Raw genomic sequence first — 13,703 nt, 5'->3', positions numbered from 1 at the left:
AGCGATAAGTAGCGAGCTCTTGCTACACTGCCCACTTCCAACCTTTGCCCGGAGCCGCCCATGTCCGAATTGAAAACCCCGCCGTCCGGTGGCTGGGGGGCCCTGAAGGCGACGCTGGCGAGCATTCAGCCGGCCAATGCGGCGCGCGCGGTGATTGCGCTGGCGAACGCTAACCAGCCCGGCGGTTTTGATTGCCCCGGCTGTGCGTGGCCGGACAAGCCGGATACGAAAATCAATTTCTGCGAAAACGGCGCGAAGGCGATCAACCACGAGCTGGATCGCCGGCTGGCCGATGCGGCCTTCTTTGCGCGGCATACCGTTGCCGAGATGCTGGGCTGGGACGATTACACGCTGGAACAGCAGGGCCGGCTGGCTGAGCCCATGCGCTATGACGCGGCCAGCGACAAGTACCTGCCGATCACCTGGGACGCAGCCTTTGCGCTGGTGGGCGAGCATCTGCGCGCGGTCAGCCCGGACGAGGCGCATTTCTATACATCGGGGCGCACCGGCAACGAGACGGCGTTTCTGTATCAGCTGTTCGTGCGGCTCTTTGGCAGCAACCATTTCCCCGATTGTTCGAACATGTGCCACGAGCCCAGCGGGCGGGCGCTGAATGCCAGCATCGGCGTGGGCAAGGGCACGGTAACGCTGGACGATTTCGAGCACGCCAGCGCGGTGTTCATGTTCGGCCAGAATCCGGCGACCAATCACCCGCGCATGCTGGGCACGCTGCGCGAGGCCGCGCTGCGCGGCTGCAAGGTGGTGGTGATCAACCCGCTGCGCGAGGCTGGCCTGCTGCGCTTTCAGGACCCGCAGCAGCCGCTGGAAATGCTGGGCAACGGCGCGACCAATATCGCCAGCCATTATTTCCAGCCCAGGCTCGGCGGTGATCTGGCGATTGCCAAGGCACTGATCAAGAGTGTGCTGGAAGCCGGCGCGCACGACGAAGCGTTTATCGAGGCGCACACCGAGGGCTTCACCGCGCTGGCCGAGGATATTCTCGCCACCAGCTGGGACGAGCTGGTTGAGGCCAGCGGCCTTGGCCGCGACGAGCTGGCCGAACTCGGCCGCCTGTATTGCGAAAGCCCGGCCAGCATCATCACCTGGGGCATGGGCATCACCCAGCACCGCCATGCGGTGGCGACGATCCAGATGCTGGTGAACGCGCTGCTGGTGAAGGGCAATCTGGGTAAGCCCGGCGCCGGCGCCTGCCCGGTGCGTGGGCATTCCAATGTGCAGGGCGACCGCACGATGGGCATCAACGAGCGGCCGTCGCCGGCGTTTCTGGAGCGCCTCGGCAAGGCGGTGGGCTTCACGCCGCCGCTTGAGCACGGCCGCAATGTGGTCGAGACGATTGCCGCGATGGAAGACGGCCGCGGCAAGGTGTTCATCGCGCTGGGCGGCAATTTCGCGGCGGCCACGCCGGATTCGCCGCGTACCTGGGCCGGTTTGCGTAAACAGAACCTCACCGTGCACATCACAACGAAGCTGAATCGCTCGCACCTGCTGCCCGGCCGCGACGCACTGATCCTGCCTTGCCTCGGCCGCACCGAGGTCGACGAAACCGGCGGCATTGCGCAGCAGATCACGGTGGAAGATTCGATGAGCATGGTGCACCTCACGCGCGGGGTGAAGCCGCCAGCGTCACCGCACTTGCTATCCGAGCCGGCGATTGTCGCGGGTATCGCCAAGGCTACGCTTGCCAACAGCCCGGTCGATTTCGACTGGCTGGTGGCCGATTACGACCGTATTCGCGATCTGATCGCGCAGGTCGTTCCCGGCTTTGCCGATTTCAACCGCAGGGTGCGTGCGCCCGGCGGCTTCTATCTGGGCAACAGTGCGCGCGAGCTGCGCTGGACGACCGCCGTGGGGCGCGCCCGTTTCCAGGTGCATGCGCTGCAGCCGGCGCTGCTCGACGAGCTGCAGGGGCTGACCGCGCAACGCCTGCTGCTGCTGACCACCGTGCGCAGCCACGACCAGTACAACACCACGATCTACCAGCGCAACGATCGCTATCGCGGCATCCGCAACGAGCGCCGCGTACTCTTCGCCAATGCCGAAGACCTCGCCGCGCTGGGCCTCGCGCCCGACCAGCGCGTGGCGATCGTGTCGGTCTGGCATGATGGCGAGCGGCGCGTGAACGATTTCCGCCTGCAGGTGCACGATATTCCGCGCGGCTGTCTCGCCGCGTATTTTCCCGAGACCAACCCGCTGGTGCCGCTGGACCACTACGCCGCAGAGGCGATGACGCCGGCAAGCAAGTCGATTCCGGTCTACCTGAAGGCCATGCCGCACTGATGGGCTGGCCGGGGAGGGGATGTTGCGAATGCTATTGATCAGTTCTGCGCCTTCGGCGCGGTGTTGAACTGCCGGTGTGCCGGCGGCACGTCGGGGGGCTTGTCTTGCCAAGCCCCCCGACACCCCCGGGCGCGCCCATTTCGCAGCCCGCCTGCGGCGGGTGCCCTGCGATACTCGCAAGCAACAGCGCGGGTTCGAAACTCGCCCTGCGGGCTCAGACATCTCACCCGCGAAACCCTGTTGCCTGCTGCGTTTCTCGGCTGCTGCAAGGGCAAGGGGGTGCTAAGGGCAGCAGTGTATCTCCGCCGGCATTCGGGGGTAGGTGCAGCTCTAGTGTGATTATGTTGGGTATCTTGCTGTAGCTTTCTAATTTCATGGGCTCTGTCTGTATGCGGTATTGGGTATATGCACGATAAATTGTTTCCCGGCATCAAGCCGGCACGCGTGCTGCGTCTGCAGAAGGGCGAAAGTACGGAGGCCGACGAACTGCTGGCCGACGAGGCGCCGCTGGCGCTCCATTACAACGGCGTCGAGCAGCTGGTGACGCTGTGCACGCCGGCCGATCTGGAAGAGCTCGCCATCGGCTTTACGCTCAGCGAGGGCATCGTGCCGGCCTATCACCAGATCCTCGATGTGGCGATCCGCCGCGAGGCCGACTGCTACCGCGCCGACATCCGCATCCCCGAGCAATACGCCGCGCTGCTGCGAGCACAGGCGCCACGGCTGGCGAGCCGTACGAGCTGCGGGCTGTGCGGCAGCCGGCTGGAGCAGGTGCTGCGCCCGCTGCCGGTGGCCGAGTCGAATGAATGCTTCCCCGTCGATGCGATTCACGCCGGGCTGGAGCGCCTCGCCGAAAAGCAGCTGCTCAACCAGGCCTGCGGTGGCCAGCACGCGGCGGGCTGGCTGGGCGATTTCGACGACGGCCTGCTGGTGCGCGAGGACATCGGCCGGCACAACGCGCTGGACAAGCTGATCGGCGCGCTGGCCCACGAGCGCGAACGCGGCGACGGCGTGCTGCTGCTGACTTCGCGCGTGTCGCTGGAAATGCTGCAAAAGGCCGCGCGCGCGGCGATGCCGGTGGTGGTCGCCATTTCCGCGCCGACCGCGCTGGCGGTGGACTGGGCGCAGCAAGCCGGCATCACGCTCGCGGGTTTCGCGAGGCAGCAGCGGATGACGGTGTACACGCACCCGCAGCGCATTGCCGGCTGAAACGCGGGACTGCTGCCGCGCATGTTTGCGCCACGGCCTTTGTCGGCGTGGCCGCGGTCTGCTGATGGCGACTTCCATTTCCGGTTTGGTGTTTGCAGCAAAGTCTTCCTAGCATGAAAGACCCGTCCGCACCCAAACCAAATACAGGGAGACCACACATGGAGTTAGCTGAAGTATTTGACCGGGCCGCCGCCAAGCTGCCCAGCGTACCCAAAGTCGTGCAGGAGCTGATCGCCAGTTTCGACAAGGCCGAAGCCGACATCGATGAAATTTCCCGCAAGGTTTCCCACGATCAGGTCATCACCGCCAAGGTGCTGCGCATGGCCAACAGCGCCAAGTTCAGCGGCGGCAACCCGGTCAGGACCATTGATGATGCGGTCGTGCGGCTGGGCTTTGACGCGCTGCGCGTGCTGGTCATCGCCTCGGGCATTTCGTCCATGCAGGTGCCCAATGACACCTTCAACCGCCAGGCGTTCTGGCGCCACAGCTTCGAGATCGCCAATACCTGCAAATGGCTGGCCAAATATGCCGGCCTGGATGGCAACCAGGCCTACACCTGCGGCCTGCTGTCCAATATCGGCGAATTGCTGATTCACGTGGCCTTTCCGGGGCAGGCGCTCAAGATCGACCGGCTGGTGGAAAACGGCGGCGACCGCATCCAGCTGGAAAGCATGGAGCTGGGGCTGGATCTGACCCAGGTCGGCGAGGAGCTGGCCAGACGCTGGCAATTCCCGGCCGACATCCAGCGCGCCATTCGCCAGCAGCGCAACCCGGCGGCGCACAGTCCCTTCGAGCCCTACGCCGGCCTGATTGCACTGGCCGAGTTGCTGGTGCAGCTTTTCACGAGCAAGGCCTCGCCCGACGAAGTAGTCGAGGCCTTGCCCAGCAGCATGGTACAGCTGCTGAACATCAATCTGGACAAGCTGATCAGCAATCTTGAACAGGGGCGCGAGGTCTGCCTGGCCGTCGACGATCTGCTCTGACAGCATCGTTCTGCAGCAGAAACGGCAGCCGCGGCTGCCGTTTTCATTGGCGCGGCCTGAAACCAGCCGACGAAGAGCGTAGTTCTGTCATCGCCGGGTCATCATCAGCGAGTGTACTTGCGGAAATTCTGACCGGAAGGAGTCCGCCATGCTCTTGCTTTGTCGTAATGTCCTGATTTTCATGTGTTCTGCCCTGCTGCTTGCCGCCTGCGACCAGGCTGCTCCGCCGTCCGGAGCCAGTCAGGCCGTGGCGCAGGACCAGGCACCGAGCACGCCGGCCGTGCCTGATGCGCCAGAAGCGGGGGCCGGCTCCGGCGTGGTGAAATTCAGGGTCGGCAATGACGAAGTGGTCAGCAATGTCTGGACATTTGCCCGCTTCAGCAATGATGGCGACTACAACTTCACCAGCAATATGCATCGCGATCCGCGCACGCTGACGATCAATCTGCGTGAACCCGGTGCCGGAAAAACGCTGGTGTTTGGCCAGAACATGAGCAGCGGCAATTACGGCAGCTATATGCCGGAGTACGGCAAGCCAGACCAGATCCACACGATCCAGAGCGGGACGCTGACCTTCACTGCCTATGACGATGTGCAGCATACCTTTTCGGCCCGGTTCGACTTTGTCGTCACGAATCCGGCAGGCAAGTCCGAGACGCTGACCGGTAGCATCGAGAATGCGCAGATTGGTGAACCGCAGATCATGAACTGAGGCAGCGGCGATGGGGGCCTGGCAATCAGCCAGCGCAGCTTTGGCGAAGCGTGCAGGCTCGACAGTCCTGTTGTCGTCCTTGCTGCTGGGTAATTGTGGGTGCACTTCAGTGCCGACCATGGCGCGACAGGCGCTGGCGGGCGGCGAGATCGCCGTGTTCAGTCGCCCGGGCAGTGCGCCGATCGTGGTCTTCGAAGCCGGGCTGGGTGATGGCAAGGCCGTATGGGGGCCGGTGATCGAGCGCTTGCCGAAGGGCCAGGCCGTGCTGGCCTATGATCGCCCCGGCTATGGCGACAGTGCCGCCCGCAACGGCGAGCGCTCGCCCTGCACGATTTCCGCCGAGCTGGCCGAATTGCTGGCGCAGCAGGCCGCGGATGCGCCGGTTATTCTGGTTGGTCATTCGCTGGGCGGGCTCTATGCCTATTGCTTTGCGCGCCAGTACCCGCAGCGGCTGGCTGGGCTGCTGCTGCTCGATCCCACGCACCCGGAGCACTGGCCGCGCATCCAGAGCGGGGCGTCGGAAATGGCGGCACTGGTCATCGGTTTGCGCCATACGCTGTTTACGCCGGCAATGCGGCAGGAATTCGACGAGCAGGCGCTGTGCCCGCAGGCCGCCGCACGGCCCGAGCCGCGCGCCGTACCCACGGTGCTGATGTTCAGCGGCCGGCGGCGTCCGGAAGAACTTGGCCGCTTCCAGACCGTGCTGGAGTCCCTGCGGCGCGACTGGCAGGCGCGCTTGCCGCAGGCACAGGTACTCACGCTGCCGATGACCGGGCATTACATCCAGACCGAAGCGCCGGAGCGGGTGGCTGCAGCTATCCGCGCCTTGCTGGCGCAGGGAGACAAACCGCGTCTGCAGTGACGCGTGTGCTACTCAGGGTAGGCAGGCGAGTGCTCGCTCCAGTTCTGCTACGAGCGCCTGATTCTCAGCTTCCGGGTTGAAATGCCCGCGCAGCGTCGTACTGCGTTCGCGGAATGCCGGTTCTTTCAGCAGATTTTCCACTGTGCGAGCCAGCCGTGCCGGGCTAAGGCGGCTCGCGGGCAGGCGCAGGCCGCAGCCCAGTGCGGCGATGCGTGCGCCGTTATCGAACTGGTCCCAGGCAAACGGCGTGATCAGTTGCGGGATACCGGCACGCAGCGCTTCGGCGGTGGTGCCGATGCCGCCGTGATGCACCAGCGCGGTTGCGTGCGGCAGCAGTTGCGCCAGCGGCACATACGGCTGCCACAGCACGCTGGCGGGCAATTCGGCAGGGATTTGCGCGCGCTCGCGGCTCAAGAGCAGCGCACGCTGGCCCAGCCGCTGCGAGGCGGCGAGCGCGCAGGCGAAAAAGCGCGCCGCGTGCAGATTGCCGGTGCCGGCGGTGAACACCAGCGGCGGCTCGCCAGCCGCCAGAAACGCCGCCAGTTCGTTCGGCAGGGGCTGGCCGGCGTCGATCTCGAACAGCGGAAAGTCGCCGCGCAGCAGCGGCTGCGGCCAGTCGGGCTGCGTGGGGGCGAACCAGTCGGGAAACAGCGCCAGCGACAGATCGGGTGCGTGCGCCAGGTGATTCATGAAGGACGCGACCGGCGCCAGCCCCTGCTCGCGGCGCAGCGTGTTGATCTCGCCCAGCGCCACCGGGTCGATCCAGCCGCGCTCGACCAAGCGCCAGTAGGCGCGCCGCCAGCTCATGGGAACCCAGCTCGGTACGCTCAGTGGGCCGATGGTTAGCGGGTCGTGGCAGGTTTTCAGGTTCGACGGCGCCAGGATGCCGGCCACGACGTGCGCCACCAGCCCCTGCTCGCGGGCGATGGCAGCGGCCGGCACGGCAAACGGGTGGCAGATCACGACGCTGGATGCCGGTGCGCCAAGCTGGCTGATCGCCATGCCGATCTCGCGCAGGCCATCGGCGTAGTTGGCCAGCAGCGCGGCAAACGATTTCTGCGGGTGCCAGATGTCCGGATTGCGCAGCAGCGCCAGATAGTCTTCGTCATTGCCGAGCGCGATGCAGCGCAGGCCGGCAGCTTCGACCCGTGCGGCATGGTAGCTGTGCGTGAGCACCGTGACCGTGCGGCCCAGCGCCTGCAGCTGGCTGGCGAGGCTGACAAAGGGATGCAGATCACCGGTTGAACCGACGGTGATCACGAGGTAGTGCGGGCTGGCTTGCGGCATTGGTGGCCTGCGATCTGCGTTGTCGCGATGCCGCTGAGTGTAGCGCTGCAGGGCTAGTGCGGGCTGCGCCGGGATTGCGATTGTGCTGTGTGGCAGTAAGGGCTGGAGGTGTACTTCTGATGCTTGGCCATGATCAGTAATGAATTCCTGATTATGTTTCTGCTTCAGAATCGCCATTCCCGCGTACGCTGGAATCCAGATGAGGATGTGAAATCAAGCTTTGCTCTGGATGCCCGCCTTCGCGGGCATGATGAGAAATGGGTTTCTGAAAGAGAGACGTAATCAGGAATGAAATAAGGGTATATCGACACGGCCATTCCTTATAAAGGGCTGTGACGATATACCCGTCAATTTGCTGCGTGAGGAAGAGCGTTCCGGCCGGTCTGGCTCCGGCCGGGAGGGTTACTTCGCGGCGACTTTGGTCAGTCGTGCGTTCCACAGCTTCGCGGCTTCTTCCAGTGCGGCCTTGGCTGGTTTGCGACCCTCGATGGCCAGCTGCATCTGGTCGTTGAACTGCTTCATCATCGTGGTTTCATCCGGCAGTGAGCCCGGCGGCAGCATCGGTGTGCGGGCGTATTGCATCGATTGCGCGGCGGCGGCGCGGGCACGTTCGACCGGAATCTTGCTGCTGGCGCCGGCGGTGAAGTACTTGTCCTGCACGGCCTTGCCCGACGAGGGGAACGTGGTTTCGGTGGTGCGGGCGAAGGCCAGCTGGCGCTCGTCGCCGGTGAGATAAAGCCCGAGTTTGACCGCCGCTTCCGGCTTGGCGTAGTTCTTCGGCACCACGAAGCTCATCAGCCAGGCACCCATGGCCATCTTGCCGCCGGCGACTGGGAAGGACATCACGTCGGTCTTGCTGTATACGGCGTTGTTGTCGATCTCGACGCGCTTGAGCGCAGTAGGCGAGGTCGTCATCATGGCCAGTTTGCCCGAGGTGTAGGCCGCAATTTCCTGCTCATATTCCAGACGGAAGCTGTCTTTCGGAATCACGCCCTTGCGGTAGAGCTCGGCGAACAGCTCGACGGTCTTCACGTGTTCGGGGCTGGTAAAGGCGGCCTTGCCGTTGTCGAAAACCGGCAATCCCAGATACATGAACCAGCGCAGCATGCCGCCGTCGCCGCTCTTGGTGGCAAGCTTGGGCGAAAAGGCGGCCACGCCGGTCTTGTCGCGGATCTGTTTTGCCTGGGCGATGAATTGCTCGAAATTCTGCGGCTGGCTGCTGATGCCGGCCTTGCCGAAGACATCCTTGTTGTAGGCAATCACCGAAACGCTGTTGTAGAAGGGGAAGCCGTAGAGCTGCTGGTTCACGGTCAGGTCGTTCAGTGCCACCGGCAGGTAGGTCTGGCGCTGGTTGCCGATCAGCTTGTCCAGCGGCTGGATATTGCCCCTGCGCGCAAATTCATGCGTCCACGGCACGTTGAAGTTCACCAGTGCCGGCGGCGAGCCGGCCGCCATCGCCGAAATCAGCTTGGGCTGGATCTGGTCCCAGTTCATGTCGACCCACTTTGCTTCGAGCTCCGGGTTGCTGGCGTTGAAGGTCTTCACCGATTCTTCGAAATAGGGCGCGAAGGAGGACAGGTTGAAGGTCCAGAACTCGACCGGGGTTTTCTGGGCATGAACCATGCCGCTGGCCAGTAGTGCAACCAGTGGCAAACACGTAAACAGCTTGCTGCTTTTCTTCATGGTGAACTCCGCATTCTTCCGGGGATGGCAATTGGATTGGCCGGCGCGGCCCATCCGCTGCATGTAATGAGCCGGTGGTGCACTACATGCGAATCATTTTCTGGAATTGGCGGCCGGAAAACTCCTGTAATGGTTCTATTTTCTCCATGATTGGTGATAAATTTGCTGACTGGCGCTGCGCAAAAGCTTACTCGGTCGGCATGGCGCAAACAGGAGCGCTGCCCGCATGCCGTTTCGCGAATGGATTACCAACCCCCGCCACCAGCCCTGGCACTACCAGCAGTACATCGTGCCGGAGATCCCGTTTCGCGTGCATTACCATCCCGAGTACGAGCTGACCTTCACCCGCAACGCGCGCGGCCTGCGTTATGTGAGCGGCGAGATGGGCAGTTTCGACGAGGTCGATCTGGTGCTGGTCGCGCCCAACCAGCCGCACAGCTGGCAATCTTCGCGCAACACGGATGGCAGCAGCCAGACGCTGCAGATCGTGTTCTTCAACGAATACTGGCTGAAAACGCTGGCCGAGCAGGGTTTGCCCGAGTTGCGGCAGATCTGCAGCTGGCTGGCGCGCATCCGGCATGGCCTGCTGTTCAGTCCGGTGCTCAGTGCCAGCCTCGTGCCGCTGTTTGCCGAGCTGCACGAGGCGCGCGGCCTGGCGCGCATCAATCTGCTGTTTTCACTGTTTGCCGCTCTGCAGCGCGACGAAGGTGCGCGGCCCCTGGGCGATGCACTGGCACCGCGCGCGCCCGAACCGCGGGTCGAGCTGGCGCTGGCCTATCTGCGCAGCCATTACACCCGCCGCGTGACGCTGGCGGAAGCTGCCGCTGCCGCACACACCAGCGAGGCCAATCTCAAGCGCCTGCTGGACGAGGTGCTGGGACGCAGCTTCAGCGCGATTCTTGCCCAGCTGCGCATCACGCATGCGCGCAATCTCCTGATCAGTACCACGCAGAGCATGGACAGCATTGCCAGCGACAGCGGCTTTCCCAGCCCGAGCAATTTCTACCGCCTGTTCGCCCTGCACACGGGGATGACGCCGGCAGCCTTCCGCCGCCTGCGCGATTCGGTCTGAGCCACTGCCGTCATGGCATCGCCTTTCGGGCGGACTGGACGCCACTTCGTCCAGCCGGCGCTGCCGGACAGGGCTAGATTGAAAGCAGGATTGGTCAATGCTGGCCGGCGGCCTGCCGGTACTGGAGGGCATCATGTATCAGCGCATTATGGTTCCGATTGACGAGAGCGCCGCCGCGCAGGCGGCCTTTGCCCAGGCGCTGCAGCTCGCGCAGCTCACCGGCGCGCGGCTCTACCTGCTGCATGTCGAGGATGTGTCGCGGCCGGCGCTGGCACCGGTCGGGCTGCCGGGCATGGAATTCGCCAGCTACACCGAGGCGCGGCAGGAGAATGTCGCCCACAGCGAGGGCATGCTGCAGAGTCTGGCGCACACAGCGGAAGCTGCCGGTGTCACTGCCGAGACGAAGCTGATCCAGGCCTGGGGCGGCAGCCCGGCGAAAACGCTGCTGGCTGCGGCTGACGAGTGGCAGGCGGACCTCATTGTCATGGGTACGCACGGCTATTCGGGCTTCATGCACCTGCTGTTCGGCAGCGTGGCTGAAAGCCTGCTGCACCACGCGCATGTGCCCGTGCTGCTGGTGCGCAAGGATGAAGAAGCCGAAGAAGACGATGACTGAGGCCGCTGGCGTACTGCGCTAGAGCATGACTTCAAGCAGGCGGGCGCCGTAGGCCGGTGCCAGCGGATGCTGCAGCGTGTGCCACAGCGCGATGGCACCGGCCGCGCAGGCGAGCGGCGTGCTCCAGCGCAGCGCGGCCGGCAGGGCCAGCACATTGCCGCGCAGCAGGCCATCACGCACGGCGCGGGTCAACAGCCAGCCAGCCAGCGCGAGCAGCCCGCAGGCGAGCAGCAGCAGCGTACTGAAGGACATGCCGTCGTGCGGGGCAAGCCCGACCGCCGCGCCGGCGAGAATGCCGGGCAGCAGATAGGCCGGAGTCCAGAACAGGCAGGCAAACAGGCAGGCAGGAAAGAAACGGCGCTGCGGCATCGCCAGCATGCCGGCCACCATGGGCAGGACCGGGCGGCTTGGGCCGAAGAAACGTCCGGCCACGATGCCGGCCGGGCCGTGCCGGCGCAGCACCTGGCGCGCCTGCAGCAGCAGGCCGCGATGCGGGCGTATCCAGCGGTGCCGCTGCAGTGGTCGCCGGTAGCGGTGCCCCAGCCAGTAGGACAATCCATCTCCCAGGGCGGCCGCGACAAAACCGGCGGCACACGCCTGCCAGAAATCGAGCTGCCCCTGGCCGATCAGTGTGCCCACGGCCACCATCAGCACCGTGCCGGGAATCAGCAGGCCGACCAGTGCGGTGGATTCGGCCAGTACGATCAGAAAGAGGGCGAGCAGTGCCAGCTCGCCGGAATGCAGCAGGATCTGGTTGAAGAAGTTTTCCATGGGGCCGTTCGCAGAATGGATGCCGGCGTTGGAGGAGGAAAATGGCACCGGGTTCCCTGCCGTTCGGCGCCGCAGCCACTGCCCGCTGCCAGACTGGCTTCCGTGATTGCTTGTTTATGGGTATAGGTCTGTAGCCATTATGCTTGTTTGGCTACAGGGCATTACTTTTCAGGGTATTGGCTGTGGCTGGCTAGCGTGCGTTGCACTGTTTCAGCAGTGCCGCATTTTCCGCTGCGGACCAGCTCATTCCCGCATCGTTGTAGTAGTAATCCAGCGGCCCGACGAGGCGGGACAGCTCGCGGCAGACCTTCATGTTCAGGCCGCGCCCGTAGGGGCCAGAGAGCTGGCAGGTGCCGCCGGAACATTGCCAAACAAGGCCAAAGGTACTGACCTGGCCTGTGTAACTCGAGCCTGCGTACCATGTGTGGTACTCCGTGGCAGGGTCACTGGCGGCACTGGCAAGGCCGGCGGTGGCGGCCAGCAGCAGGGCAATCATCAGACGTTTCATGGTGGTCTCCGGTGTATGCCGCAGCCTGTGCGCGGCCTGCAGCCACTCTAGTCCAGCGATTGCCTTTCTGCCGGCCGGCCGTGTCAGCGCGGGAAGTAGCTGCTCAGGTTCTGCTTCAGGTGCAGCAGCCACAATTCGGTCGCTTCCTTGTTGGCCTTGAGTACATAGCTGCCCTCCGCCAGCTTGCCGTCGACGACCAGGCCGTCTTCCGCATCCTTGCTGGCGGCCCCCTCGATGCCGGCTTTCAGGCCGAAATCGTTGTCGTTGATCAGCGCGATGCGCCCTTCGACCAGCGCGAGGCCCTCGGCCTTTTCGGCTTCCCAGCCCAGTTCGCGCAGATCGACGATGCGCTGCTTGCGGATCATTTTCAGGCCGGCGAGTTCTTCCTTGCCGGCGTATTCATAGTCGCGGCCGTCAGCCAGTTTCTTGCTGCCCAGATCGTCGGCGCCGGCAATGTCGATCACGTAGAGCACATTGCGCATTTTCTTGTCGGCGCCCTTGCCCTGCTCGATGGTCAGGAAACGCGTGTTGTCGATGGCCACCAGATCGCCCATCTTGGCGTCACCGTTCTTCTTGTAAACCGGGTCGATGGGGTAGGCGAACATGCGCGTCTGACCATTGGCCGGGTCGTATTCCATCACGCGGATCAGGCCGGCCGTGGCCCTGGTTTCCCTGTTGATATCGAGGGTGGATTGCACGATGGCGTAAACCTTGCCGTTCGGTGCAACGGCCACTCCTTCAAAGCCGCGGTTGGGCTGGCGGTTGGCCAGCACTTCCGGCAGTCCCTTGCCCGGTGCCAGCTGCTGCAGAATCTGGCCACTGGCCGGATCGACACGCATGATGAAGGGGCCGTATTCGTCCGAAACCCACAGCTTGCCTCCCTTGTCGACCGATACGCCTTCCGGATCAATGCCGCGCTGCGACGGTGCCAGCGTGGTCAGGGTGTCGCCCAGCGCCACTTCACCGGTGCTGCCGGTGGTGCCGGCAGGCAGCGGCAGGCCGCTGGCCATGTCGTTGCCAAAGCGCAGCGGCTGGCTCTGGGTCACGGTTGCGCGCTCGGCGAGGCTGACGCGGATCTCGGCCAGTTGCGGGACGAAGGCTGGCGCAGGGAATACCTTGCCGGCGAGTTTTTTGTCGCCTTGCTGCACCCTGGGTGCATCGCCATTGGGGCCGCGATCGCTCACCGCCCAGAAGACGAGGCTGCCATCCTTGTCAATCTTCTTCAGTGCCAGCCCGGAGCCGGGGGCAAACGGAAATCCGCCCGGAAACGCGCTCCTGAATTCTCCGTTGTACGGGATGCTGAAGCGTGCCGGGCTCTGCAGTTCGTAGCGTTCGACAATCGACACTGCCGCGTGGTCGGGGTTGTTCAGGGCATAGGGAGCGGCTTGCGCAAAGGCACTGGCAAGCAGCAGAACGGGAAGGGCGAAGGGACGCAGCATGGCGGTTCCGGCAGAAAGGAATGAGGTATGTGATTGTAAGGTGCATTCATGACTGCACGGTGACAGTTCATTGGCAGTAATGGCGGTACAGTCCGGGTGATGCTCTGACTGTCAATGTGTTGTTTGCCAAGCACATTTGCCCGGCCGGCCCGCGTGCCGGTTTGCGAAAAGCCGGGCATGCGACTAAAAAGGGTGGCATTGCATCAGCTTGCCGATGCAAATACACAAATAACCAGACCTATTGCATTCCGGAGATCGATACG

General features: G+C 64.1%; 12 protein-coding genes. 7 read left to right on the top strand and 5 right to left on the bottom strand.

From position 1 onward, the window contains the following. Positions 1–60: 60 nt before the first annotated feature. From H559_RS0116960 to H559_RS22000, 5 genes are all read left to right on the top strand, one after another. Positions 61–2,298, top strand: coding sequence for an FdhF/YdeP family oxidoreductase (locus H559_RS0116960; protein ID WP_028453652.1), 2,238 nt, complete (start codon positions 61–63; stop codon positions 2,296–2,298). Positions 2,299–2,703: 405 nt separating this feature from the next. Continuing rightward, positions 2,704–3,507, top strand: a complete 804-nt coding sequence (gene fdhD / locus H559_RS0116955; protein WP_028453651.1) for a formate dehydrogenase accessory sulfurtransferase FdhD — start codon at positions 2,704–2,706, stop codon at positions 3,505–3,507. Positions 3,508–3,665: 158 nt separating this feature from the next. Then, positions 3,666–4,490, top strand: a complete 825-nt coding sequence (locus H559_RS21000) for an HDOD domain-containing protein (RefSeq protein ID WP_034641867.1) — start codon at positions 3,666–3,668, stop codon at positions 4,488–4,490. Positions 4,491–4,638: 148 nt separating this feature from the next. Further along, positions 4,639–5,202, top strand: a complete 564-nt coding sequence (locus H559_RS0116945; RefSeq protein WP_028453650.1) for a hypothetical protein — start codon at positions 4,639–4,641, stop codon at positions 5,200–5,202. Between the two features lie 118 nt (positions 5,203–5,320). Next, entirely contained in the window at positions 5,321–6,064 is a 744-nt protein-coding gene (locus H559_RS22000; RefSeq protein WP_028453649.1) for an alpha/beta fold hydrolase, read from the top strand. 12 nt (positions 6,065–6,076) lie between these two features. Here the strand turns inward: H559_RS22000 and H559_RS20990 are convergent, their stop codons facing one another. Both H559_RS20990 and H559_RS0116930 read right to left on the bottom strand, forming a co-directional pair. Then, complete coding sequence (locus tag H559_RS20990) at positions 6,077–7,351, bottom strand: glycosyltransferase (RefSeq protein WP_034642007.1); 1,275 nt, start codon at positions 7,349–7,351, stop codon at positions 6,077–6,079. 402 nt (positions 7,352–7,753) lie between these two features. After that, a complete protein-coding gene (locus H559_RS0116930) occupies positions 7,754–9,034 on the bottom strand; it encodes an ABC transporter substrate-binding protein (RefSeq protein WP_081413128.1) in 1,281 nt (426 codons plus the stop codon). 226 nt (positions 9,035–9,260) lie between these two features. Here H559_RS0116930 and H559_RS20985 point away from each other — a divergent pair, with 226 nt between their 5' ends. Next, on the top strand, positions 9,261–10,106 hold the full coding sequence (locus H559_RS20985) for a helix-turn-helix domain-containing protein (protein WP_081413123.1): 846 nt from the start codon (positions 9,261–9,263) through the stop codon (positions 10,104–10,106). Positions 10,107–10,203: 97 nt separating this feature from the next. Further along, positions 10,204–10,722 carry a universal stress protein gene (locus H559_RS0116920; RefSeq protein WP_051279717.1) on the top strand — a complete coding sequence of 173 codons (519 nt, stop codon included), beginning with the start codon at positions 10,204–10,206 and terminating at the stop codon, positions 10,720–10,722. A gap of 18 nt (positions 10,723–10,740) precedes the next feature. Here the strand turns inward: H559_RS0116920 and H559_RS0116915 are convergent, their stop codons facing one another. From H559_RS0116915 to H559_RS20975, 3 genes are all read right to left on the bottom strand, one after another. After that, positions 10,741–11,493, bottom strand: coding sequence for a DedA family protein (locus H559_RS0116915; RefSeq protein ID WP_051279715.1), 753 nt, complete (start codon positions 11,491–11,493; stop codon positions 10,741–10,743). 190 nt (positions 11,494–11,683) lie between these two features. Beyond that, positions 11,684–12,001, bottom strand: coding sequence for a DUF8200 family protein (locus H559_RS20980; RefSeq protein WP_051279713.1), 318 nt, complete (start codon positions 11,999–12,001; stop codon positions 11,684–11,686). Between the two features lie 83 nt (positions 12,002–12,084). Next, positions 12,085–13,440, bottom strand: a complete 1,356-nt coding sequence (locus H559_RS20975) for an esterase-like activity of phytase family protein (protein ID WP_051279711.1) — start codon at positions 13,438–13,440, stop codon at positions 12,085–12,087. Between the last annotated feature and the right edge of the window lie 263 nt (positions 13,441–13,703).

Source organism: Chitinilyticum aquatile DSM 21506 (genome assembly GCF_000430805.1).
Taxonomy (GTDB): Bacteria; Pseudomonadota; Gammaproteobacteria; order Burkholderiales; family Chitinibacteraceae; genus Chitinilyticum; species Chitinilyticum aquatile.
This window is presented reverse-complemented; position numbering and strand designations above follow the sequence as displayed.

Bases quoted from the DNA above. Each gene is read 5' to 3' on its own strand.
- H559_RS0116960 (WP_028453652.1), top strand. From the start codon at position 61: ATGTCCGAATTGAAAACCCCGCCGTCCGGTGGCTGGGGGGCCCTGAAG.
- fdhD (WP_028453651.1), top strand. From the start codon at position 2,704: ATGCACGATAAATTGTTTCCCGGCATCAAGCCGGCACGCGTGCTGCGT.
- H559_RS21000 (WP_034641867.1), top strand. From the start codon at position 3,666: ATGGAGTTAGCTGAAGTATTTGACCGGGCCGCCGCCAAGCTGCCCAGC.
- H559_RS0116945 (WP_028453650.1), top strand. From the start codon at position 4,639: ATGCTCTTGCTTTGTCGTAATGTCCTGATTTTCATGTGTTCTGCCCTG.
- H559_RS22000 (WP_028453649.1), top strand. From the start codon at position 5,321: ATGGCGCGACAGGCGCTGGCGGGCGGCGAGATCGCCGTGTTCAGTCGC.
- H559_RS20990 (WP_034642007.1), bottom strand. From the start codon at position 7,351: ATGCCGCAAGCCAGCCCGCACTACCTCGTGATCACCGTCGGTTCAACC.
- H559_RS0116930 (WP_081413128.1), bottom strand. From the start codon at position 9,034: ATGAAGAAAAGCAGCAAGCTGTTTACGTGTTTGCCACTGGTTGCACTA.
- H559_RS20985 (WP_081413123.1), top strand. From the start codon at position 9,261: ATGCCGTTTCGCGAATGGATTACCAACCCCCGCCACCAGCCCTGGCAC.
- H559_RS0116920 (WP_051279717.1), top strand. From the start codon at position 10,204: ATGCTGGCCGGCGGCCTGCCGGTACTGGAGGGCATCATGTATCAGCGC.
- H559_RS0116915 (WP_051279715.1), bottom strand. From the start codon at position 11,493: ATGGAAAACTTCTTCAACCAGATCCTGCTGCATTCCGGCGAGCTGGCA.
- H559_RS20980 (WP_051279713.1), bottom strand. From the start codon at position 12,001: ATGAAACGTCTGATGATTGCCCTGCTGCTGGCCGCCACCGCCGGCCTT.
- H559_RS20975 (WP_051279711.1), bottom strand. From the start codon at position 13,440: ATGCTGCGTCCCTTCGCCCTTCCCGTTCTGCTGCTTGCCAGTGCCTTT.